This window comes from Winslowiella sp. 2C04 (assembly GCF_050037805.1).
Lineage (GTDB): Bacteria > Pseudomonadota > Gammaproteobacteria > Enterobacterales > Enterobacteriaceae > Erwinia > Erwinia toletana_A.
In genome coordinates, this window is sequence record NZ_CP188300.1 from 2,927,335 (window position 1) to 2,950,473 (window position 23,139).

Here is a 23,139-nt window from a genome sequence, read left to right on the forward strand (position 1 = left end):
AATACTATCCCTTAATCACAAACGCATAGTAGTTCCCGCCTTCATTGGCGCCGACCAGCAGGACATGCCTGATGGCCTTCTTCAAAGGCTCACGAACAAAGTTAATACGATCGTCACAGAAGGTTTCGGTATAGGGGATAGCAGGAACGGCTTGTTTCTTAATACAGTCAACGATCACCGCAAGGTTCATCAGCGCAGCGCAAGATTCTACAAAACCAAAGCAGGCGTTATAGTTAACCACCGGCACCTGCGGATTTTCCTGCTGGAATGCCCGATGAATGGCGCCGAGTTCAATTTGCACGCTCTCATCTGCGCCGCTGGTGGTACCGCAGACCAGGTCAATATCCCGCGCCGAGATACCCGCGTCAGTAAACGCCCGTTGGATAGCCAGTGCCATGGCATCGGCCTTCTCTTCTGTCTGCTTCGCGTCAAAATAGCTATTGCTGTTAGATTTGCCGTAGCCGATGATTTCCGCCTGCACCTCGACATTACGCGCCTCAGCCGCTTCCAGGTCTTCAACCAGCAGCATGCAGGCACCTTCGCCCGGTACAAAACCTTTTGGATTTTTACCGTACACCTGGTATTCACGCGCATCTGACGTCATCTGGATTTTCTGCGTTACCGCATCCATATACAGCGCCATTGAAGGGAAATATTCATCTGCGCCACCGACCAGCACCTGAGACTGCAACTGCTGACGCACAATTTCATAGCCATAGGCCAATGCACCAAGCGCCGCGTTCTGGCCGGTTGCCAGCGTAGTGGTGTAGCCTTTAATGCCTTCAGAGATACCACAGAAGGTGGCGATCGAGTTCATCAGCGATCCAGGAAACTCGGAGGTACGCACTTTACGCGGGTCCGGCTTCAGGCTTTGCAGATATTTGTAGGTTGTCTCCTGCGGGCCACGTGACATCCCCATAACCATTCCCAGCTCTTCGCCATCGCGCTTGATCTTCCGCTTCGCGCTGTTTAGTGCTTCGGCCAGGGCGATCAATGCAAAGGTACCGCCACGCGTTGCTTTGCGCGGATCAAAACGACGTAAGTGTTTACGCGGCTCGAGGTTCTGAACCTGGAAGGTTTTAAAGTTCGCTTCATTTTCCGGCAGCGCGTGTGCTTCACTGGCATAATCTGCCCCAAGCAGCGCTTCAAACTGGCCGGTGGTGTTAAGCACATCGAGTAACTCTCTGGCCTCTTCCAGCGTATCTTCATAGAACGCCACCGAACCCAGCTCAACGGTTTTATCGTTAGCCCAGATATGTTCGAGAATTTCGTTGATGCTGTGGCCAATGGCTGAAACCGCACCGATACCAGAAATTGCGACGCGCTTCGCGTTATAGGAGGTAACCGGCGTGGTGCCTGGTTTGGTACTGACAATCATGCAGCAGTTATTACCGCCGAACGCATAATTGTTTTTCATAAAGATATTAACTTCTTTTTCTCTGAACTCGTTTGGCACATAGTCCAGATCGCAATTTGAACGCGGTACGGTGAAATTCAGCGTTGGCAACAGGTTGTTTTCCGGCAGCGTCACCAGACAACCGATCAGCTCAACAATACCGGCGGCACCAATGTTATGGCCAAAGAAAGATTTGGTTGAACTGACCGGCAGATTTTCCACCTGCGGAAACACTTTTTTCATCGCCAGCGTTTCGATACGGTCGTTAGCTTCGGTGCCGGTGCCATGCACGTTGACATAGTCGATCTGATCCGGCGTGACGCCGGCATTCTGCATCGCTTTGTTCATTACCTGCACCGCCCCGCTGGCACGCGGGTCTGGCCCGGTCTCGTGATAAGCATCGCAGGAGGTCGCGTAGGAGAGAATTTCGCCATAAATTGTGGCGCCACGGGCAACCGCGTGCTCATACTCTTCCAGCACAATGGCACCCGCGCCTTCACCGATTGACATGCCGGAGCGGCCAGAGAACGGGGTGCAAGATTCAGAGTGCATCACGTTCAGCGCATAAAAGCCGGCGAAGGTCGGCAGATAGATCGGCTCGGTGCCGACTGCCAGCATGGTTTTACTCTTACCATTCTGAATAAAGTCAAACGCGATACCGATCGCGTTCGGGCTGGCGGTACAGGCCGTGGCGACCAGCTCCGTGCCGCCTTTCAGGCCCAGCAGCGTCGATACGCTGGAGCAGCAGGAAGAGAAGCCGCCGGAATACATCGCTTTCTTCAGCGAGAAATCTTTAATACGCTGCTCAAACAGCGGCAGGAATGCTTCGGTACCGGCGGAAGAGACGCCAATCACTAAACCGGTGTTATCAAGGCTGGCCTGATCGTTAACCAGACCCGCCTGGCTTAAGGCATCTTTGCTGACTTTATACGCCCAAAGCGCGGCATTATCCTGTGATTCAAGAATATCTGCCGGAATATCTGAATAATCAATCTCATGTAATATTTCTGCAGCGCGGGCATTTTCAAACCATTGGGAAAAGCGCACGCTGTCAGTCACGCCGCATTTTTTACTCAGTAATGCCTGCCTGAAGTCGGCGATATTGTCCGCCAGGGAGGATAAAATTCCCATCCCGGTAATTACGACTCTTTTTCTGTTCGTCTTCATAACTAATCCACTAAACCTTTATTCCTGACGTCACGCAGGCAGCGCAAATCTGTTATGGCTCACAGCCGCAAAAATTTACGCTGCCAGGGAAATTAAAGCGTTGCTCTGGTACACACTTAAGGTGCAATTAACATCACAGCGCGCTTTTTGGCTTTGATGCGTCGATATAACTGTGTTCAGTCGGGTTAACCAACATACTGAAGTTGTACAGGAACGGTACGTTATGCGTTTTAGCGGCAACGTCACCCTTGCGGGTCTGAATATCGAAACCGGCGATGTCGGACCAGGCATACTGGCTGTCAATCAGCGCCAGCGCGATATAAGACTGCATGGCCGGCGAATAAACGCCCTTAACAATCACTCCGACCTCAGCGCCATCAACCAGCACTTTGTCATCGGCAGCAATGCCGTTGCAGTCGGTCAGCGGGATCATGCCGACTAATTTGCGTGCAGCACCGGCGCTGGAAAGCCCTTCAACCGCAGATTTGCCAATAAAATCTTCTTTGTCATACTGAACAGCCCACTGCAATTGCAGTTCAACCGGATTGCGGGAGTAGTTTTGATAAACTGACGCATCCCAGCACGGGTTCTCAACGCGCAGTACATCCTGATAATCCAGGCCGCCGGTTTTCAGCTGATACTTTTCACCCTTATCAAGCAGCTGATTCCATACCTCAACCAGCTGCTGCTGTTCACCCGCCAGCAAATAAGCGAATTCACCGTGCTTACCACAGCGGAAAGTAATCAGGCCATCGTCAGTATTCATATATTCGTGGTACGGCAGGCCAACAATGTCGAAGCCATAAATCTCAGACAGCAGTTCCCAGGCGTACGGGCCTTCCAGCAGGATAGCGCCCCACTCTTTGGCATCCATGGAACTGATTTCAGGGGTTTCCTGAATATCCAGGTCCTGACCGTTTTCTAAAATACAGTTCAGTCGTTCAATAATTTCGCTGCAAGTTAGCGACTCGGAAAGAATGAAATAGCCTTCATCGGTACAAAGAACGTAAGCGTCCCCCCACACCGAACCATCTTCATTCAGTATCAGCGTATAAATACCCTGCTCGTCGCGAATAATCGAAATATCGGCCGAAGCCATGTGATTAACCAGCGACCACGCATCTTCCCCGACCACGCTAACGATCGACATATGTGAGTAGTCTACCAGTACGGCATTTTCTCTGGCGGCTTTGTAAGTCACGTCCGGGGCGTTATAAGAGGACGGAACAGTTTTTCCGTTGTAAACGCCCATTTTTACGTTCTTTTCTAAATGCATATTATAGAGAGCGCTCATAAAATAATCCTGTAGATTTAAATTGAAATAATTAGTGTTGAGTTCGGTTTTTCAGTACAAAGGATGCCAGGTTGTTAATACTTCTCATATAAGAAGGATCGTCGCTTTCGCTGACCTGGATACCAAAGATTTTATCCAGCAGTACCAGAATTTCAGTGGCGTCAACGGAGTCCAGCTTCAGCCCGTTACCAAACAGTGCGGTATCATCATCGATCTGCGACTCATTTTTCTGGATATGCAGACGTTGAATAATTTCCGTTTTAATGGTTAGTAAAACGGCTTTACGCTCTTCAATATTTTCTTGCATGGTATTCATGGTTGTTACTCCGTACTTTGGTTATTTTGTTTCTCGAAAATTAATGATTACACCCTGACTAATCAGCTTTTTGCCCACATGAGCAGATACCGCATAATGCTTGAAACCATTGCTGTCTGCGAAGGAGAGCTTACTGACGACCTCAATGGTATCCCCCGGCCAGGCAATTTCTTTGAACTTCAAATTTTGTGATGCCAGCACGCCGCGAACCTGAGAACGTCGGGTGCGGATAATCGAACGCATATTTTCATCGTAGATATTGCTATGAATATCGCGCAGCGTTCTCATCTCTTGCTGATATTTCTCTTGCCAGATATCACAGATATCCGTCAGGAAAGAGAGATATTCACTTGCCTGACCAAATATTTCTGAGATAAGCACGCCGGGCATAATTGGGTCTTCAGGGAAGTGCCCGGCCATATAGGGTTCATTATAAGTTACATGTTTTATAATCTTGATGTAGCCATTGTCGCCATATTTATAATCATCAATTCTGTCGACCATCACCAGCGGCTGACGCCAGCCGCCCATTTCCAGAAATACTCTGGAAGGAATCGCATATTTAGACATAAATCACCGCATCACCAGGCCACCATCGATAACGATGGTCTGGCCAACAATATAGCTGGAAGCTGAAGAGCTTAAATAAACGATGGTATTAGCGACTTCCTCACATTTTCCCAGGCGTCGTAATGGCACGGAAGCGATCACATCGCGCACCACGGTACGCGGCACCTTCTTCACCATCTTTGATTCGATCATTCCCGGCGCTACCGCATTAACCCGCACCCCTCGAGGGGCCAGTTCAGCCGCCAGCGTACGAGTGAATCCCAGCAATGCGCCCTTGGATGCGCTGTAATTACACTGGCCGACACTGGGGATAATGGCGGCGATAGAGGCCACGTTAACAATTGCCGCACTTTCAGATGCTCTTAACAGCAACAGCGCTTCTTTAGTCAGAACAAAAGTACTCAGCAGGTTGGTATCAATGACCGTATTGAAGTCATCAAAACTCATTGAGGCAAACAAGCTGTCGCGCACGATACCGGCATTATTAACCAGAACATCCAGCTTTTTAGCCTGCTGACTCAGATGCTGACATAACTGAATCACTGAATCTTTGTCAGCCAGATCGCATTGCAGAATATGCAGTCGATCACCATGAGGATGCGTCTCTTTCAGCTGCTCCAGATCCGCAGAATTTGATTTATACAGCGCATAAACATGGCTTTGCTGCTGTAAAAACTCGGCGCATATTCCCAGGCCAATATCACCACTGGCACCGGTCACCAGGACATTCTTGTCAATAAGGTCGTTATATTTATACATAGCTACACTTCAGATAGTTAATAATTAAGAAAGAATCGTGACCGCAATAGCATGCGTTCGACAATGCGAAATACTTAACGATATTTTTGATAAGCCTTTTTCATGAATAATTTCCTTTAGCCGACCCTGCAGCAGAAAGCATGGCGCGCCAAATTCATCGTGAGAAATTTCAGCGTCATGAAAACGAATCCCGTTACGAAATCCTAAGCCTGTCGCTTTGACAATTGACTCTTTGGCTGCCCAAAAACCCGATGCCCTTTCATAATCAGGATTTTTAGCATCAATTTTAACAATTTCCGCCTCGGTGAATATTCGCTGCATAAATGCCATATCGAGGCGCACAATCGCATGCTTAATACGTTCGACTTCCACGATATCCGTACCGACAAACATTATCTTTCCTTGACGTTTACAGTTGATAGTAAATATTAAAATTAGCGGTAAACTTATCGGTATTAAAAGCATCTGGAGAGATCAATGGCCTGGATAATGAAATATCATAACCCAATGACTTGAAGCTGCCTTTTAAACCGGTGGTTGCGCCCAGCAACTGTTTATTATTATAGCTATCCTGCGAATTATGATCATTGAAAATAGCGCCATAATCGGTACCGACGTACCATTCAAGATTGCTCAGCCCTGTAATAAAATTAACGGTGTTCTGCGCATAAAATCCGCTATCGCCATAAAGCCCGGCGCTGTTCTCAAATCCGCGCACGTTCCAGCGGTTACCTATTGTAAACTGATCCTGTAACGTCAAAGCATCAGGAGAATACTGCCCGCCCATTCGGAGTTCGTAATAACTCTCGACCAACGGCAAATTCAATAATTTTGTGTAGTTCACGTCCAGGTTAAACAGGTTACTTTGTCGACTGACGTCACCTGAGTCCATGTCCGGCGTGTACTCAGCGCCAAGCCAGGGTAAAAATCGCTGATACGAAAGCGTCGTATCCAGCAGCGCACCTGGCATATTCTTCTTAAAATTAACACCAAAGCGCACGTTGTTCATATCACGTTTTTGTAGCGCTAACTCAACGTCTTCTAATTTATAATTGACCTTTCTGCGCAATAACTCTGCACTGAGAGTGACCTTCTTGTCCATGTCACGATAAACGGTTCTGGCTGCCTTCAGGCTTAAATACTCACTGTTACCGTTGTAGTTGAAGGCGTAAGGGTCAATATTAATGACCTGTCGGGATTTACTGTTACTGTAGAACAGCTCGTAATCCCAGTAACCATAAGGTATCGAGTAATAAGCACTGACGCTGTTGTAACGACCGCTTTCATGTTCGGCATTGGTGGTACCAGACAGGTAAAATACGTCGTTCATTTTGGTCAGGTTATAGAGATAACCTGCACCACCCATTAAATTTCGACCGGTACCCTTATCACCCCAGTTGTTAACCCAGGCGCGTGCATTCCAGTTTTTAGTGCGACCGGTATTAATCAGCACATTGCTGTAGCCGCCCTGACTGCCCGGTTCGATATTTATTTTTACGTTAAGGCCAGGCACTTTCTGCAGCACTTCCAGCCCCTGTTCGATATCCCTGACGTTCAGAATCTCGCCGGATTTAAACGGTAAAATCCAGTCGCGAACATCGTTACCCTCAATGATGACGCTTTCAATTCGGCCAGGAACAACATCGAGGATTAATTTCTTCGTCGATAAATCCTGACTGGGTACGTCGATTCGCGTGGTGACATAACCAGAATTAATGAAGTAATCCTGCAATTCAGTCGCCAGTTTGCCAACACCCACCGACCCCAGACAACGCCCGGCCACATCCGCTTTAATTTTTTTAATACTGGCGTCATGCAGAAAATCATTGTTTAAAATCAGTTCATCGATCTCAATACAATGTTCCTCTATCGGAAAATCAATGTTATTGATCTTAAAACTCTCTACTTTTGACCAGACATCCTTTTTAACAACCCTGTTTTCCTGACGCGTGCTGCGGTCAATGTCCTGCTGCGCTTTAATCAGCCGGTTTAAATCAACGTCAGCAACAGATTGCTCGCTAAAACCCAGAGCAACTAAAATCAATAACGGTTTTATTGTGCTTTTCATAACGCCTTTGCCAGGATAAAAGCAGCAGCATAGCTGCTGCTTTATTATCCTATTTAATTACAGTCCAACTACTTTACCGTTACCAGTAACGGTATTTGCAATCAGTTCCAGTCCCTGGCGACCGCCAAGCACGGCTGAACTGCCAGTGTTATTAACAGTTTTACCCGTAACACTTGCGGTACCTTCGGTGAACATATTACCGGAGTTATACACCGTGCCAGTGGAGTTAACGGTTAACTTATTTTCACCAACCATATCGTTGTAGTTGTAAATCGCGGTTTTTCCGTAAACATTGGTTTCTTTATCTGAGTAGATAGTATTACGGTTATACAACGTTCCTTCTGAATTAACGGTCACTTTTTCTTTACCGGTAATCCAGCCGTAGTTGGTAAAGTTGCTGCCGACATTCAGCGTCAGTGCGCCATCGGCTGCAATAATACCGGTAGCATTATTATCGATCATATTGCCGCTGCTGTATAAAGACAGAGTACGGGTATCAATCGACAGGTCACCTGTTGAGTAGACGGTTGAGTAGTTGCTGCTCATGGTTCCAGCCTTAATGCTTGACTCGCCAGCACCGACCAGCATGCTACGGTCATTATATAAAGCATTGGTAATAGCCAGAGTTAACGGTGCAGATTGGGCAATAATACGGCTGTTATTATTATTCAGCTCTTTTGCAGTAATCTCTACGCCGCCGTTACCAATCATGCCACCCTGCTGTTCAGGCATACCGAAGTACAGACCATACCAGGTCGCGAAACCTTTGCTATCCTGGTTGGTAACCGTAGCGCCAGCATTAACGGTCAGTTTCTTTTTAGCAACGATCAGCGCGGTATTGTTATCGACATTATTAACCGCATTAAGATTAATATTTTGTCCTAACACCAGGCCAGCGGTGTTGTTAATGCGACGAGCCTGAATATTCACATCACCATCTTCAGAAGAGATGGTACCGATACGGTTAGTAACGTCACCGCTTAAATCGATGTTGATACCGGTCTTGCCAACAATGCTCGACTCATTGTTGTTCAGCGAGGCTGCTTTGATAGAAACATTCTTCACAGTCGCGACTTTGCCATTGGCGTTATTTACGCTGGAGGTCGCCAGTAATCCGATATCGCCAGAAGAGGCTATCTGTCCATTACTGTTGTTCAGATTTGCTACGGAAATTTCGATACCACCTTCACCGGCAACAAGCCCCAGCGAGTCGGCACTTGATGCATCAGCAGTTTTGGTACGATTGTTTGTCAGAGTACTTTTCGAAGCATCAATTTTCAGATATCCCGCTGCGGCGCGGATCAGTCCACCGGTATTATTAATTGCACCGGTGCTGGACATATCAATGTTACCTGCAGACTCGATAATGCCGCTGGTGTTGTTAACGCTGGTTGACTTAGAACCAACATAATAGCCCTTAATCTGACCATTACTGTTGTTCAGCGTACCGGTTTCCAGTGCCACGATTGCCGCTTCCATACCGACGGTGGTTCCCTTGCCGTAGTTAGTCAGCGTATTATTATTGGTATTAAGCGCCAGAGTGTTGCCGGCAGCCACCTTACCGTTGGTGTTGTTAAATGCTCCGCTACTGATATAGACATTGGCGCCGGACATAATGTTACCCGCACGGCTATTGTTGATAGCGTTTTTATTGGTATCAATAGAAACGGTCTGATCGCTGACAATCTTACCGGTGATATTATCAATCGCACCATTCGTTTTCACGCCAATAGCACCGGCAGATTTAATCTGCGCAGCGTTATTAATCAGACGGCCCTTAGTATCGATCTGAATGCCACCGGTACCGGCAGCCAGCACGCCGACGTTACGCACGCCGATACCGCTTTCAGTACTGATCAAATTGATTTTATTTGCGTACATGCCACCCAGTTTGGCAACATCAACCGCATAAGTATTTCTGGAACCAGTGGCGGAAACGGTGCCGGTTACCTGATTATCCATATCGACATAATTATTGCCGGCAATCAGAGAGAGCTCTTCGCCAGAAACATTGATGTCGCCATTAACCACAATCGAACGCGCCAGAATCGCGGTTGGTGAATCGCTGGTTAAGCCATTGGTTGTAATAATGCCACCGTTAACTGAATATCCTTTCAGCTCACCATTATCCAGATCCGGTTTACCGGTGGTGACAGTCACTCTATCCGTGTTGATAAAGCCGCAGCTTTCACAGGTAATACCGTTTGGGTTGGCGATAATCAGGTGCGCTTTATCACCGGCCACTTCCATCATGCCACTCAGGGTACTTTTATTTCGCGAGGTCACTTCGTTCAGGATAACTTTGGCGGTTCCTGAAGCTAAGTTGCTGTTACCCGCAATCTGGCCAGCGAGGGTAGTATTAGCTCCATTCTGGCTGTTGTTGAAGATTAAGCCTTCTTTACCGACATTCAGCTTGTCATAGATATTATGAGAAATACCATTGGCATTAGCTTCATTGATATTAACTACCGGCACACCGTTTGCCATGGTGGTGCTGCCATTTGTCATGCTGAGATCGGCAGCATTGACGACCACTGGCAGTGCCAGCAGAATCGATACCGCTAACGGATTAAATTTCATTAAGCCATGCTTACTTTTCATTTTTTACCTACTTTATAAGTTAGTGTTTACTTTTAACGCTAAAATAGTGATTTCCAGTCGAAAAATTAGAAAAACTTATATTTAAGTATCTAATTTTTCAACATAATCACTAATTTCAAATTGATATTAAAACGCCAGCATGCCCGGCAAGCGTCAGGGCATCAAAGCTGAAGTGCGGTTAAGCGCGCTTCAAATTGTAGAAACTATTTTTGACTTCAATCTGGCCTGCCATGATAAACCCTCATTATCGGGCTATAGCTTTATGCCTATCGATATTTCATTTAAATAAGGTTTTACACAGCCAGCAAGCACGTCAGAAATCCATGATGGATATATTCACAGAAGTTTCTTACAGCCAGCTAAACACTGCGACTGAAATAAGTTTTTTTAAGATTACTGCCGGGTAAATTAGGAATTTTGCTTAAATTTATCGACTCCATGTCGTTGTATCATCCTTGCACAGTCAGTGGACAGAAGAAGTGTTGAGATTTCTTTTTGTTTGTTTTGTTGTGCTGTTTTCAATATTACTTTTCATGTTTTCCGTTCCAATGTCAAGTAATTGGTAACTGCAAATGACAAATAATTTCCATGAGAAAAATCTCTTCTCCTCGTTACACAGGAAATACTGGCCATCGTTGACATCCTGAGACTAAGAATAGGTTTAGTTATCGCAATCAGACAATTGCTAACATGCATCAGACTATACTTGTAATGCTAAGAGTAAATCTAAAAAACCTCCTCCTTCAAATTTCTCTAATTGGAGTCAGCTGGCATTATATTTCAATTGTTTATCGGCGTTATATCAGGCGCTGGCGAATAGAGTAGTAATAAAATTGGCTCTTAGTAGCTACGTAATCTAGATTTATATCATCCGGTAATAAAGTCAGTGAGGATCGGTTCACTACCTTGCCCAGTGCTTTATATATTCCTGGTAGCCATTTCCGGCGATGAATGCGGTTACAGAAGGCAGAAAAGGAGAGATTACTTGCAGAGAATACAGATTTCACGGCCGACTCAACGTTTATCCTACCGTGTCAGGGATTTGCAACCTGCACTTCATCTGTACGTGAGCCGTATGCACTCCTCCAACATAAGTACATCTGCTCATGTCATGCCAAAGATTTGCATGCTGCAATCGACAGAACGGAAATCGAAACGCAACATCCTGATTCAGGCCAGTCAGAATAATTTGAACTTATTCGTCCGGCATTAATCTTATCTGCGATGCGCTTAGTGATCAGATCAGAAAGACCCTGGTCCACCTCCTGGTATCGCCTTAACACGAGCGTCTGGCTTGTAACATTGTAAATGTTAATTAAATTGCTTACTTATTAACAAATTTGAAACATAAATTTACAAAATCTCCGCCTGTATTCGCTTTATAGCTCATTTTTGACTTTTTGTGCTGTTTTTTTTTAACCAATTCAATGAAAATATAGGAATTATTCTTATATCAGCAGGAAATAATCTTATCTAATTATACAAATGTAGTTCTTTTCAATGCCATATCCGATTGAATATGATCAATTTTTTACCCTCCCCATGTACATAATCTTTAAGAATTTTCCCCCTGGGAAAAAATCATTAATATCATATCCACATCTTGTCACATTATTTATTGATTTGTATTATGCGTCTCAATGGAAATTTGACAGGGTATGTTGATTCTAATGCAAAGTGAAAAAATCGAAATTGACGGGGATCATTTCAATCCTGAAACGAGCGGCGAACCGTCAATTGAAAACAATAACTATTCAGATAAAAAATATTCCATATGGCCGGATAACAATCTCTATCTGCGCGTTGGGATTTACTCAAAACTAATTGAAAAGCATTACAATCATCTGAATAGCAATTTAATCTTTGTTGATTTTTCACACTACAACATCAAACTTTTCACAGATTCACAGTGGATTGAAAAGTTAGCCACAACCGGCACCGGTTTAATCTTATTATCTGATTATAAGATGGATAACTTTGCTTCTTACTGGTGGAAGAAAAATCATAGCATTGCAACAGTCATCTATTCCAGCGACAGCAAATACACGATCAGAAGAAAAATAAAAGATGTATTCATTGGGCGCTGGCGCAGAGATATCAAGTCTCGCAGCCTGACTTCTCTTGAAGCCGATGTGCTAACTCTGCTAATAAAAGAGCACTCGGTAAAAGATATTGCAGAGCGCCTTGGTCTGGATAAAAAGAAGTTATACAACACTAAGTATTCTTTACAAAGAAAATTGAGCGGGGAGATAAACAAACTTTTTCTATCTTGTAGCGTTATTTGAAGTGTAAGTCGAAGTAAAATCATTGAAAAGATTCCTACTATGGAATGTATCTATATTTTAATTAAGGATTAAATAATGAAAAAATTAGTATTAGCTGCTTCTGTTGCAACCGCTCTGTTATCTGCCAACGCCATGGCTGACGTTACTGCCAGCGCAACTGCAAGCTGGGATGCAAGTGCAACTAAAGACACCAACAGCATTCTGGTGGTCACTCCGCTGAAATCCCTGACTTTCCAGTATGCTCAGGGCCTGCAGGCGTTTAACACTCAGAAAGGTGCTTTTGATGTCACTATCGAAGGTCAGTCAGGTGCAACTGATTTTGAACTGACTTCTCAGATTGTCTCTAACACCCTTGCACGCACTTCCGATGCTTCTACCCTGGATGTTGGTGTGGCATGGAACGGTGAAAAACTGAGCAAAACCGCTCCGGTTACTCTGATTGATACCTCTGAAGGTGTTTCTTCAGGTCTGGATGCACTGGCAGTTGCCTCCGCATATGCCGGTTCTGAGCGCGTAAGCACCCAGGGTAATTTTGACTTCTCTATCGAATCTGCTTCAAACGGCACTCAGACCACTGCATTCAGCGAGCTGGCTGACGGTTACTGGAGTGGCGATGTGAAAGTTCAGTTCACTGCCGTCTGGACCGTACCCGCTGCTACTGAGTAATACCGTTTTAATTCAGTAAATTAAAAAAAGGGGGCTTCTGGCCTCCTTTTAAGGATTCCCCGTGAAAAAAAAATACTCCATTAGTCTGGCTCTTACCGCCATGATGTCCTTTTCAGCCGAGGCAATTAATGTCGGAGAGATCACGTCAATGATGTCTGCCGATAGCAGTATTCTGGCTAAAGAGGTCTCAAATACCACCGATACCGCACGCTATGTCAGTCTCAGTGTGGAACGTATTTCCTCCCCAATGGCTGGGGGTGTCGTTATTCCGATGGAGAGCAAGTCAGAATTACTCTCTACTCCGGCCAGTCTGATTATGCCGGCTGACGCCAGTGAGAACTTCAGGTTTATTTATAAAGGGCCAGAAGATGATAAAGAACGCTATTACCGTCTCTCCTGGACTGACGAACCGGTGACTGAACAGGACGCCAGTAAAAGTGCCAAACTTGGTCAGGCCACAACCTCGGCAATTATTAGTACCATTCTGGTAGTCGCTCCTCGCAAGGAACGCTTCGACTTTGTCAGCAAGGATGGAAAGATAACCAATACCGGCAACTCTTCTTTTCGTGTGATTTCCTATGGACCGTGCCGTGATGCCAGCAGAGATATCGGTAAAGGCTGTCGTGAAAGATATTACTTAATGCCAGGAATAAGCACAAAGATTCAGTATACCGATCTTACTAATAAAAAAACCCGCATTGGCATCTGGCATGACGGGAAGTATATAAACGTAGAATAGAGATTCTTTTATGGATAAGTTAGATCAGGCAAAGGGAACGCTTTTCATTGGAATACTGCTTACTGCCAGCACTGCATATTCAGCTAACATTAATGCGCCAGTACGGATAAATAATTATGTTATTCCGGCAGTGTTCGCTAATGCACTTAATCAGGGTATGACCGTGCCGGTATTTATTCGGTATGAAGAGGAGCAAGGCACTCAGCGAAGCAATCAAAAAATTGCGGACGCGATAATTTCCATCAAAGATGGTGCTTTTCAAATTAATCAAATCACGCTGAATGAACTACCCAACCGCACTGAGCTAGCGCAAAACCTCAAATCAGGGCTTGCTGAGCTAAAAAATCGAAGCCTCGGTGAAAGCAATATCATCCATATCAGTAAAGATGCATCAATATCTCTTGATACCCGAACATTTTATCTGGAGATGACGGTAAACAAGGAAGCAATGGCCGCTGCGGTACTTCCACGTACTAACATTCTCGGCGAATCTTCAGCAGAAAATGTTTCAAATATACTGAATTATTCAGTCGGTAGCTATTACAGCAAATTCAACAATTCTGATAATGCCAGCAGCTATATTACCCTGGATAACACCACTTCCCTGCGCGAACATCATTTCAATCTAAACGGCAGTATTTATGGTATCGGCTCTACCGGGGGTACCAGCGGTCAGCTGTATCGCAGCATGTATGAACGCGATTTTCAGGGTCGTCGCCTGGCGATGGGCATGGTCGACACCTGGAACTTACAGTCGATTGCCAGCATGAGTGCGCTCAACTCGAGCCGTATCTATGGCGTCAGCTACGGTAATAAAAGCAGCACGCAAATTGAAGACAATACGCTTTCTCTGATCCCGATAACGGTGTTTTTACCCGCAGCCGGCGAAGTCCGTATTTATCGCGAAGAGCGGTTGCTTAGCATCCAAAACTTCTCGATGGGAAGTTATGAGGTGGATACGTCCCGCCTGCCCTTCGGTGTTTATAACGTCAATGTTGAAGTGGTGGTGAACGGCAGAATCGTCAGTTCCCGCACCGCACAAATCAATAAATCCTTTGCGCGTAGTTCCAGCGTAACCGGCGATTTATCATGGCAATTCTTTGGCGGTATGCTCCAGTATTCACGAATGGATTATCGCGATCGCAAAAACATCAATTATGGCGACAAAGATACCTGGATCTCCGGTGTGGCAGCATCGCTCAGTCAGCCATGGCTATCCGGGGTTAATTTTAAGTCCACGCTGTATGGTTTTGATCGTAATTTGGTGAACGAGAGCGAAGTTAACGTTGCCTTTAATGAGTTAGTGACCGCCAACCAACAGACGCTGCTGGCCAATGATTCCAGCTGGCAAAGTATCAGTACGCTTAATCTGAGCATACCGAATGGCTATGGCTCAGTATGGACCTCACGCGAATTCAGTTCGATTGGCGATCGTTTGCCGATGCAAAAAGGAGATTATTTCTCTGTCGGTGTTACTGCCAATTTAAGCAAATTCACACCGTATCTGGGGTCACTTACCGTTAGCAGAACAGATAATAAGTATAACGGTAACAAATACACCAATGCGGATTATAGCCAGTCATTGTTAGCTAATCGCTATGCTTCGATTTCAATGCGCGCCGGTATCCAGCGTTACTATTATGATAACCGCGATGGCGTTAGTGATAAATACATCAACCTCGATATCTCGCTGCCGCTTTCCACCTGGTTTAGTGCCGGCGTCTCCAGCGAAAATGGCAATATGCTGGCCAATGCTACGCTGCGTAAAAACTTTGATAACAGCCCGATTACTCAGGCAGGCGCCTCACTGTCGAAGCGTATAAAAAGTAGTAATAATGATAACAGTTATCGCTCTGACGATTTCTCTGCCAATGGCTACCTCTCGTATGACACCAAATACAATGCCGGTACGCTGTCAGCCACTCAAACCTCGAATAACAGCAGTAACTTCAGCCTTAGCTCACAGGGTAGCGTGGCCTGGACCAAAGACAATGTCGCCCTCGGTAAGGGCACCCAGACCTCTGGAGTGATGGTTAACACCAACTTCAGCGAAGCAGGAAAAATGATTGCACAGATCAATGGCCGCGCATATCCCCTGAGCGGTAAGAAAAACTTTATCAGCCTGCCTCCTTATGCTCAGTACAAGGTTGAGTTGATGAATGACAAAAAATCTGAGGACAGCGTCGATATCGTTAGCGGACGGACTAATAACGTCGTGCTCTACCCTGGGAACGTCAGCGTGCTTAATCCTGAGATTAAACAGTTAGTCACCGTATTTGGTCGGGTTAAAAATCCTGCCGGGGGAGTTTACGCTTTCACTGATATTCATAACCACATTGGTAAAAGTAAGACCGATGAACGCGGTGAATTTGCGATGGATGTTGATAAGCGTTATCCGGTGATCACGCTGATTGACAATAAAGGTGGCACTTGTGAAGCCGATCTCGATCTGCGCGAAGCGCGTGGTGCGGTCTGGGTGGGTGATATTCAGTGTCAGGTATTGCAGCAAACTGCATCACTTACAGAGGAAAAGCAAAATAATGTCTATTAATCTTAAATCGCTACTGCTGACCTCAGCGTGTATGTTGATGGCACCGTCCGTACTGGCGGCCACCGCCGGCAACGCTGGCAGCGGTGCAAATAGTTACCTGTTTATCGAAAATGCGGTCGATAATGAGTATTTCATTACTTCAAATACCCGTACTCCGCGTTTTAGCGGAGCTAACATCTGGACGCGATATAACAATGGCCAGGAAGCACTGGGATATATGGGGTGGGCTCTGGCGGCCAGTAATCGCTATGTGGATTTCTGGATAACAGACTCGCCGATTGCAACGCCCTTCGTCGGTCTCCGCTGTCGCCAGGATGGCGGTAACTGCCCGTCGGTTGGTCATATTCCGGCGACCTATCTCGACAGTCAGGGCTTATATCATACGATGAACGGTAATAGCATTAATAATGGTAACTCCAGCTATGGCACGTTCAGCCCCTCCTCCTTCGAATATTTTCGTCAGCTTCCGGTTGGCAGTACCAATGCCTTTGAGCTGAATTTCTGCTATACCACCACCAATTACGATTATGAGTCTGGGGTACGCTGTAAAGATATCACTACCGGCGGTGCAACCTGGCGATACTACACGCAAACGGTGACCAAAGTCGGCCATCTTAATTTGCTGAGCACCGGTTCAATGTCTGAAATTATGGTTGCCAGTGATGGCAGCGCCAGCGTCACCGGCAGTGGCGACTTGTGCAATGTTGGCGTGGTTGGAAACGTTAACGGTGTCATCTGCAAAATGGTTTCCTATAACTATCAACAGACGCAGCAGGTCACCAACCAGCTGTTTATCAGCATGATTATCGATACCGCGACTTTGGGCTTTACCCCTGGCAACCGTGATATTCAGTTTAGCGGTGACAATGCCAACTGGAAGCTTTACAACGCAACTAATACAGTCTATTCCGATATTTTCACCACCGGAGGACAATATGTGTATGTTTTCCTGTCAAACACCTTTTTCCGCAACGTGCTGAATAGTGGCAATAATATTACCAATAACGATGCGTTATTTACCTTCGCATTTAATAACACCGCCTATCCAACCTCCGGCTACTACCAGTTTACCGCATCCAATCAGGTGAACATCACGCCAAGAGAATATGGCATTAGTATTATATCGAGTGACGGCAGCAGCAAGCCGAAAAACGCGGGCAATATTGGTAGCGCCCAACCGGTGGAGTTTGAATATAAAGTCACGACCTCGGCCGTGCGTCAGGCAGACAGTATTACCGCCCAGGTGACCGGTGACAGCACCACGATCAATGGAATACCTTACTGCCTGTTTACCTCGACAGACGGCACATATAGCGTGCCCATTCCGGCCTATTTATCCTATACCGCGCAATCCGGCTCCACCGTCACCGAGCGCAACAGCTGTGCAGAGGCGCCGATTGATATGACCGCCGCTAACTGGGTACAGACAGCCTGGGATGCCGCAGTTAATGATGGCTTCTTTTACACCACCACATTGAAATTGCTGTTTCCAATGAATGACTCCCGCTCACGACTGACAGTAGCCGGTGATGACTGGATGGGTACCGTAAGCGCCAGTGGTGAGGTCAAAGTAACGGCAACCTGGGTGGGAGTGGATAAATAAATCTGACGGATACCGCCCCACGTCGGGGCGGTTTTTTAAAGGCTGGAAAAATGTTGCTTCAGTACTTATGAGAAAGCATATGGAAGGTAATATCATTCCCCATTTTTTTCTTTAATGCTGACTTATGAACATAAACGCTCTTCAGACTGCAGTTAAGCTTTGTCGCAATCTCGTGGGTATTTCTGCCAAGAGATATCATGCTTAGTACGTGCATCTCACGCGCAGTGGCGGCTGGTGCTTTAACGCGTATACAGCTTCTTCCACAAAGTATTTTTTTCAACTCTTCGGTAAAACCTGCGATCCCATCGTCCGTTCTGATGATGGCTTTTATGCTACTGGACTGTTTAAGCCAGTAGTTAGCAATTGCGATCATTCTTCTGTCAGAAATGAGTACAATACTCATGTCCGTTTTACTGAGGAACTTCAACCACTCATCATTGATAAGTAGTGCGACATTCCTGAATGAAAAGTCGATAACAATCACCCCTTCAGAGAGGTAACAGGGGCAACGCTTAAAAATCAGTTCATTTAATGCCAGTCTGAAGTAGTGATTATCTTCAGGCCAGACGAAGAGTTTTTTATCCGTGCAAAAATCTATCTTCATGTTTTCATCGTAACTAATACGACAACCGAGCCCGCATCCCATGCAACTCAACGTTTTTTTTATAGTGTGTGTCACCAGGCATCACCCCTTAGCTGAGTTTCACCGCGAATATCTTTAAATAGGTTTTACCATACCCAGCATTAAAGATTTCACCTAAGAAAAATCTGCTTGTCGTCGGTTCTTTACCTTTTAAAACATTCATTAAAATGACTTACAATTCATCCAGGAATAAGCCATATTTTATTGCATCAGGTCAAAGTTAGTGGCATCAGAATATGGTTATCTAAAAGGTATATTTATTTCTCAGCCCGTTAAATTCCTCATCTGTCACATAATAATAACTATTTTATAGCTGCTGCCGATCGGGGATGCCGGAGGTGCTCTGCCGCCACCAGGCTAAACTCTGCGCGGTTGGCCAGTTTCCTTACGCCACGACAGTTGGATCTCCCGGCATGACGATGCCATAATGAAATTTAATTGATGCTCTGATACGAGGAAAAGTTAACGCTATGAAACATATTGTTGAGGGTTTTTTAAACTTCCAGAAAGACATTTTCCCCGACCAGAAAGACCTGTTTCGCAGCCTGGCTTCCAGCCAAAATCCTAAAGCGTTATTCATTTCCTGTTCAGACAGCCGTCTGGTGCCGGAACTGGTCACTCAACAGGATCCGGGTCAGCTGTTTGTAATTCGCAACGCGGGTAACATCGTGCCATCTTTCGGTCCCGAGCCGGGTGGCGTATCGGCGACCATCGAATATGCCGTTGTGGCACTGGGCGTCACCGATATCGTTATTTGCGGTCACTCTAACTGCGGAGCGATGAAGGCGATTGCTACCTGCCAGTGCCTTGATTCTATGCCGGCAGTGGACCACTGGTTGCATTATGCTGATGCAGCGAAAGCCGTCGTTGAGAAGAAAAGCTATGCCAGTGAGATTGATAAAGTTAATGCGATGGTGCAGGAAAACGTCATTGCACAGCTGAACAATATCAAAACCCATCCGTCGGTAGCCGTCGGTTTACGTGACAAGACATTACGCCTGCATGGCTGGGTCTACGATATTGAAAGCGGCGTAATCCGTGCCCTGGATAAAACCAGCAAAGAGTTTGTTACTCTGTCCGATAATCCGGATGTTTGCTTCGAGTAATTTTTTTTGGGGCCGGGACGCCCCTGTAACTTCCACCAGCAGCAAATCAATGAGATGACTGCGACATCGCTGCACACCATCATTACCTGACTGAAGGTATCTATTCCCTCCATTTCGTCCCTCCCCTCGGCATACAGATCAACACGCTATCATCAACCGGACCAGTCTGTGACGCCTGGTACACATTTCGCACATTACTGTGATGACAAAACCGAATTATCATGCATAATCGTGCAAAATCAGGATTAAACATGAATGGAGCCGTTATGCTTTCCAGCCAGAGAAAAAAGCTGATTCTCGAGCTTCTCGCCCGGGATAAGCAGGTATTATCAACCGAGCTCAGCCAGCGATTTTCGATATCCGAAGACTCAATCCGTCGCGACCTGAGAGAGTTAGCCGCTGAAGGACTATTACAACGTGTGCATGGCGGTGCCCTTCCGGTTTCAGCGGCAAACGCGCCGTTTGAAACCAGAAAAAGCGTGCAGATGGACTCAAAGCGGATTATTGCGCAGAAAGCCGTAAACCTGATTCAACCCGGTCAGGTCGTGATTATTGATGGCGGCACCACCACGGGTGAGATGATTAAACTGTTGCCTGGCGATCTTGCCTTCACCGCCGTTACTCACAGCCCAGCCATTGCCGTGGGACTGGCCGATTATCCGCTGGTAGAAGTCATTGTGATCGGCGGACAGCTGATGAAGCAATCTCTGGTGACGGTTGGCGCCTCGATGCTGGAAGGCATCAGGCGAATCAATGCCGATCTGTTTTTCATGGGGGTGACCGGTGTTCATCAAAGCGCAGGCTTCACCACCGGTAATTATGAAGAAGCCTGTGTAAAGCAGGCGTTATGCGCAAGAGCTGCCGAAACGATGGTGATGGCTTCACCGGAAAAGTTAAATTCGGCTTCTCCTTTTACCATCGGCGACTTAACGCTGGCCAGCACGCTGCTGATCAATGGCACGCTGGATAGCGAGATGAGCCAGCTAATGCAAAAAAGACAAATTACCGTTATTTAATCACTCAGTGAGGATGACCATGAATCCGTCCGAAGCCCGTTTTGAACTGATCGCTGTTCCGGCACCCAAAACCTTTCCCAACGTCAAAACCCCGGTGATTAGCGATGAGGTTATGACCCAGCGCCTGAAGAAAATTCTGAACGCGCTGCATCAGCATAAACTCGATGCTGTGATTATCTATGCCGATAAAGAACATGGTGGAAATTTTGAATACCTTGCTGGCTTTATTCCACGCTTTGAAGAGGCATTGTTGATTCTCACGGCTGACGGACAACTCAGTTATGTCATGGGGAATGAGAACCTCAAACTGGTGCCGCATGCGCGAAACAGCGGAAAGTGTCTTCATGCTCCGGCCTTCTCGCTGCCCAATCAGCCAATGGATAACGATGCGCCGCTGTCTGAGGTGCTGGCTCAGGCTGGCCTGAAGAACGGAAATAAGATTGGCGTAGTTGGCTGGAAGCTGTTTACCAGCAAGCTTAGTGATACTCAGTATCAGTTCGATGTGCCTGCTTTTATTCTTGAGGCGATTATTGAAACCGCTGGCGACCGGAAAAAGGTGGTCAATGCGACCTCACTGTTTATCTCTCCTGCTGATGGCGCGCGTCGATTGAATACCGCCAGCGAAATAGCCTTTTATGAGTTTGGTGCAAATCTGGCATCGACCAACGTGATGGCGGCGCTGGACCAGATTGAACCGGGTAAAACGGAGAAGCAGATAGGGCACTGGCTGTCTGCCGACGGGCAACCGGGCAACGTAGTGATGATTGCAGCAACCGGCGAACGTTTTGCCGATGCCTGTTTGTATCCCTCGGATAAGCAGATTCAGCGCGGGGATAAATTCTCGCTGACCGTTGGTTTTAAGGGCGGACTGACCAGCCGTGCTGCCTATGTCGTGGCGGATGAAAATGAACTGCCCCCAGCCGTGGCCGATTATCTTTCAGCGCTGGCCATTCCTTACTATCGTGCGGTAACAAGCTGGCTGGAAACCCTTCGTCCCGGCCTGACGGGCGGTGAACTTTATCAAACCATCGAAAACGTCATGCCCAAAGAGAAATGGCACTGGCATCTGAATCCCGGTCATCTGGTGGCAGATGAAGAGTGGCTCTGCTCACCGGTATCTGCGGATTCAGCGATCAAGCTGGAGAGCGGCATGATTTTTCAGATCGATATTATTCCTTCGTTGCCAGGTTATGGCGGCTGCAGTATTGAAGATACTGTCGCGCTGGCTGATGCCACCTTGAGAAAGGAGCTGCAAAGCCACTTTCCGGAAGTCTGGCAGCGCATGGAGACGCGCAAAGCCTATCTGCATGATGTGCTGAATATTACCGTGTCAGAGGACGTTATCCTGCTGTCTAATACCGTGGGATATCTGCGCCCTTTCCTGCTGGATAAGCACAGAGCGCTGGTTCGACAGCCATAATAACGCTGCCAGCTACCTCATTGGTGGCTGGCGAAAAATAGCGCCTTAACCACTCAAGCCTGACCACGTTAAAAGCTGAGATATCAATCTCATCCCCCTCTGATACCCCCCCCATCTGATCATCTATATATCAACGCGTTGTCACCTTTATCGGCTGTTTTAATGACAACCAATGGGCTGAACGTGCCGCAAAATTTTCACTTTCAGGTTGACTTAATATTTAGTGATCACTATAAATATAATTAAATAGCAATCACTACATATTATGAACCTCTGCGCTGTCGGACACGTCAGCAAGGAATGATTAACGCGGGGGCAGGCCGCCCTCTTGTTCAGCCAGCAAACCGTAATACATCTTTTTGATGTGAGGATTGAATCATGACCAAACCCGTTTATGTGCAGGAATATAACGAAATCGTTAGGGTACTGAATAAGTACAATGAAGGTGGTAAGCAAGCTGACAGCAGCATTATGAAACCGGCTTTTAGCCCACAAGCCACCATTTTTGGTGTGGACGGTGACGGTAAACTGACCGGTGGGGCGATCAAGGGGCTGTTTGACACCATTGACTCCGCTTTCCGTCCGTCGCCTGAGGCACAGGGCGTAATTGTAAATATTGATATCGTCGGAACGGCGGCCAGCGCACGCATTGACACCAACGATATCTCTGGCTTCTGCTTCACGGATTTTTTCAATCTGCTGAAGGTCGAAGGAAAATGGACGGTAGTCAGCAAAATCTACCACACCCATGTCGCGCCATAATGCTCTGATATTGAGGGTGTAAACCCTTCAATGCTGCCCCCCGGCGTCCACTCCGGGGTGGCAACATTTTCGTCCTTCATCAGGCCGTTTGCTGATTTACAACGTGTATCGCCGCGTATCAGCGCCCGCTGGCATCCCATGAGGCTGAAACAGTCTCCCCTTTCAAAGGGAACAGCT

Annotated in this window: 18 protein-coding genes; 9 read left to right on the forward strand and 9 right to left on the reverse strand. The window is 46.6% G+C overall.

Going from position 1 to position 23,139, the window contains the following annotated elements; translation table 11 throughout:
• Positions 1–4: 4 nt before the first annotated feature.
• The 8 genes from ACP3TC_RS13150 to ACP3TC_RS13185 all read right to left on the reverse strand — a co-directional run bounded on the left by ACP3TC_RS13150 (position 5) and on the right by ACP3TC_RS13185 (position 10,171).
• On the reverse strand, positions 5–2,563 hold the full coding sequence (locus tag ACP3TC_RS13150; RefSeq protein WP_313856891.1) for a beta-ketoacyl-[acyl-carrier-protein] synthase family protein: 2,559 nt from the start codon (positions 2,561–2,563) through the stop codon (positions 5–7).
• Between the two features lie 133 nt (positions 2,564–2,696).
• Complete coding sequence (locus ACP3TC_RS13155; protein ID WP_426816617.1) at positions 2,697–3,857, reverse strand: aminomethyltransferase family protein; 1,161 nt, start codon at positions 3,855–3,857, stop codon at positions 2,697–2,699.
• A gap of 31 nt (positions 3,858–3,888) precedes the next feature.
• Positions 3,889–4,173, reverse strand: a complete 285-nt coding sequence (locus tag ACP3TC_RS13160) for a phosphopantetheine-binding protein (RefSeq protein ID WP_426816618.1) — start codon at positions 4,171–4,173, stop codon at positions 3,889–3,891.
• Positions 4,174–4,194: 21 nt separating this feature from the next.
• The gene (locus ACP3TC_RS13165; RefSeq protein ID WP_426816619.1) at positions 4,195–4,743 is read right to left on the reverse strand and encodes a 3-hydroxyacyl-ACP dehydratase FabZ family protein; all 549 of its coding nucleotides are present in this window, start codon (positions 4,741–4,743) and stop codon (positions 4,195–4,197) included.
• A gap of 3 nt (positions 4,744–4,746) precedes the next feature.
• The gene (locus tag ACP3TC_RS13170; RefSeq protein WP_313856887.1) at positions 4,747–5,502 is read right to left on the reverse strand and encodes an SDR family oxidoreductase; all 756 of its coding nucleotides are present in this window, start codon (positions 5,500–5,502) and stop codon (positions 4,747–4,749) included.
• A gap of 24 nt (positions 5,503–5,526) precedes the next feature.
• Complete coding sequence (gene acpS / locus ACP3TC_RS13175) at positions 5,527–5,895, reverse strand: holo-ACP synthase (protein WP_313856886.1); 369 nt, start codon at positions 5,893–5,895, stop codon at positions 5,527–5,529.
• Between the two features lie 16 nt (positions 5,896–5,911).
• Positions 5,912–7,570 carry a ShlB/FhaC/HecB family hemolysin secretion/activation protein gene (locus tag ACP3TC_RS13180; protein WP_426816620.1) on the reverse strand — a complete coding sequence of 553 codons (1,659 nt, stop codon included), beginning with the start codon at positions 7,568–7,570 and terminating at the stop codon, positions 5,912–5,914.
• A gap of 57 nt (positions 7,571–7,627) precedes the next feature.
• On the reverse strand, positions 7,628–10,171 hold the full coding sequence (locus ACP3TC_RS13185) for a filamentous hemagglutinin N-terminal domain-containing protein (protein ID WP_426816621.1): 2,544 nt from the start codon (positions 10,169–10,171) through the stop codon (positions 7,628–7,630).
• Between the two features lie 1,670 nt (positions 10,172–11,841).
• Here ACP3TC_RS13185 and ACP3TC_RS13190 point away from each other — a divergent pair.
• From ACP3TC_RS13190 to ACP3TC_RS13210, 5 genes are all read left to right on the forward strand, one after another.
• The gene (locus ACP3TC_RS13190; RefSeq protein WP_313856882.1) at positions 11,842–12,456 is read left to right on the forward strand and encodes a helix-turn-helix transcriptional regulator; all 615 of its coding nucleotides are present in this window, start codon (positions 11,842–11,844) and stop codon (positions 12,454–12,456) included.
• A gap of 75 nt (positions 12,457–12,531) precedes the next feature.
• Positions 12,532–13,122: a common pilus major fimbrillin subunit EcpA gene (gene ecpA, locus ACP3TC_RS13195; RefSeq protein ID WP_313856881.1), complete on the forward strand. Its 591-nt coding sequence runs from the start codon at positions 12,532–12,534 to the stop codon at positions 13,120–13,122.
• Between the two features lie 100 nt (positions 13,123–13,222).
• Positions 13,223–13,861 (forward strand): hypothetical protein, encoded by a 639-nt coding sequence (locus tag ACP3TC_RS13200; RefSeq protein WP_313857666.1) that lies wholly within the window; start codon positions 13,223–13,225, stop codon positions 13,859–13,861.
• Between the two features lie 10 nt (positions 13,862–13,871).
• A complete protein-coding gene (locus tag ACP3TC_RS13205; RefSeq protein ID WP_426816622.1) occupies positions 13,872–16,412 on the forward strand; it encodes a TcfC E-set like domain-containing protein in 2,541 nt (846 codons plus the stop codon).
• Positions 16,402–18,015, forward strand: coding sequence for a fimbrial protein (locus tag ACP3TC_RS13210; protein ID WP_313856878.1), 1,614 nt, complete (start codon positions 16,402–16,404; stop codon positions 18,013–18,015). Before ACP3TC_RS13205 ends, ACP3TC_RS13210 begins: the two co-directional genes overlap by 11 nt.
• Positions 18,016–18,073: 58 nt before the next feature.
• Here ACP3TC_RS13210 and ACP3TC_RS13215 read toward each other — a convergent pair whose 3' ends face one another.
• The gene (locus tag ACP3TC_RS13215) at positions 18,074–18,619 is read right to left on the reverse strand and encodes a helix-turn-helix domain-containing protein (protein ID WP_313856877.1); all 546 of its coding nucleotides are present in this window, start codon (positions 18,617–18,619) and stop codon (positions 18,074–18,076) included.
• A 509-nt stretch (positions 18,620–19,128) separates the two neighbouring features.
• Here ACP3TC_RS13215 and ACP3TC_RS13220 point away from each other — a divergent pair.
• The 4 genes from ACP3TC_RS13220 (at position 19,129) to ACP3TC_RS13235 (ending at position 22,962) form a co-directional block, all read left to right on the forward strand.
• The gene (locus ACP3TC_RS13220) at positions 19,129–19,764 is read left to right on the forward strand and encodes a carbonic anhydrase (RefSeq protein ID WP_313856876.1); all 636 of its coding nucleotides are present in this window, start codon (positions 19,129–19,131) and stop codon (positions 19,762–19,764) included.
• Between the two features lie 266 nt (positions 19,765–20,030).
• Positions 20,031–20,780: a DeoR/GlpR family DNA-binding transcription regulator gene (locus ACP3TC_RS13225; RefSeq protein ID WP_313857665.1), complete on the forward strand. Its 750-nt coding sequence runs from the start codon at positions 20,031–20,033 to the stop codon at positions 20,778–20,780.
• A gap of 19 nt (positions 20,781–20,799) precedes the next feature.
• Entirely contained in the window at positions 20,800–22,200 is a 1,401-nt protein-coding gene (locus ACP3TC_RS13230; protein ID WP_426816623.1) for a M24 family metallopeptidase, read from the forward strand.
• 378 nt (positions 22,201–22,578) lie between these two features.
• Positions 22,579–22,962: a nuclear transport factor 2 family protein gene (locus ACP3TC_RS13235; RefSeq protein ID WP_313856871.1), complete on the forward strand. Its 384-nt coding sequence runs from the start codon at positions 22,579–22,581 to the stop codon at positions 22,960–22,962.
• Positions 22,963–23,139 lie beyond the last annotated feature (177 nt).

What these genes read in the sequence shown, in the direction of transcription:
- ACP3TC_RS13150 (WP_313856891.1), bottom strand. Translation starts at nt 2,563, where the DNA reads ATGAAGACGAACAGAAAAAGAGTCGTAATTACCGGGATGGGAATTTTA.
- ACP3TC_RS13155 (WP_426816617.1), bottom strand. Translation starts at nt 3,857, where the DNA reads ATGAGCGCTCTCTATAATATGCATTTAGAAAAGAACGTAAAAATGGGC.
- ACP3TC_RS13160 (WP_426816618.1), bottom strand. Translation starts at nt 4,173, where the DNA reads ATGAATACCATGCAAGAAAATATTGAAGAGCGTAAAGCCGTTTTACTA.
- ACP3TC_RS13165 (WP_426816619.1), bottom strand. Translation starts at nt 4,743, where the DNA reads ATGTCTAAATATGCGATTCCTTCCAGAGTATTTCTGGAAATGGGCGGC.
- ACP3TC_RS13170 (WP_313856887.1), bottom strand. Translation starts at nt 5,502, where the DNA reads ATGTATAAATATAACGACCTTATTGACAAGAATGTCCTGGTGACCGGT.
- acpS (WP_313856886.1), bottom strand. Translation starts at nt 5,895, where the DNA reads ATGTTTGTCGGTACGGATATCGTGGAAGTCGAACGTATTAAGCATGCG.
- ACP3TC_RS13180 (WP_426816620.1), bottom strand. Translation starts at nt 7,570, where the DNA reads ATGAAAAGCACAATAAAACCGTTATTGATTTTAGTTGCTCTGGGTTTT.
- ACP3TC_RS13185 (WP_426816621.1), bottom strand. Translation starts at nt 10,171, where the DNA reads ATGAAAAGTAAGCATGGCTTAATGAAATTTAATCCGTTAGCGGTATCG.
- ACP3TC_RS13190 (WP_313856882.1), top strand. Translation starts at nt 11,842, where the DNA reads ATGCAAAGTGAAAAAATCGAAATTGACGGGGATCATTTCAATCCTGAA.
- ecpA (WP_313856881.1), top strand. Translation starts at nt 12,532, where the DNA reads ATGAAAAAATTAGTATTAGCTGCTTCTGTTGCAACCGCTCTGTTATCT.
- ACP3TC_RS13200 (WP_313857666.1), top strand. Translation starts at nt 13,223, where the DNA reads ATGATGTCCTTTTCAGCCGAGGCAATTAATGTCGGAGAGATCACGTCA.
- ACP3TC_RS13205 (WP_426816622.1), top strand. Translation starts at nt 13,872, where the DNA reads ATGGATAAGTTAGATCAGGCAAAGGGAACGCTTTTCATTGGAATACTG.
- ACP3TC_RS13210 (WP_313856878.1), top strand. Translation starts at nt 16,402, where the DNA reads ATGTCTATTAATCTTAAATCGCTACTGCTGACCTCAGCGTGTATGTTG.
- ACP3TC_RS13215 (WP_313856877.1), bottom strand. Translation starts at nt 18,619, where the DNA reads ATGAAGATAGATTTTTGCACGGATAAAAAACTCTTCGTCTGGCCTGAA.
- ACP3TC_RS13220 (WP_313856876.1), top strand. Translation starts at nt 19,129, where the DNA reads ATGAAACATATTGTTGAGGGTTTTTTAAACTTCCAGAAAGACATTTTC.
- ACP3TC_RS13225 (WP_313857665.1), top strand. Translation starts at nt 20,031, where the DNA reads ATGCTTTCCAGCCAGAGAAAAAAGCTGATTCTCGAGCTTCTCGCCCGG.
- ACP3TC_RS13230 (WP_426816623.1), top strand. Translation starts at nt 20,800, where the DNA reads ATGAATCCGTCCGAAGCCCGTTTTGAACTGATCGCTGTTCCGGCACCC.
- ACP3TC_RS13235 (WP_313856871.1), top strand. Translation starts at nt 22,579, where the DNA reads ATGACCAAACCCGTTTATGTGCAGGAATATAACGAAATCGTTAGGGTA.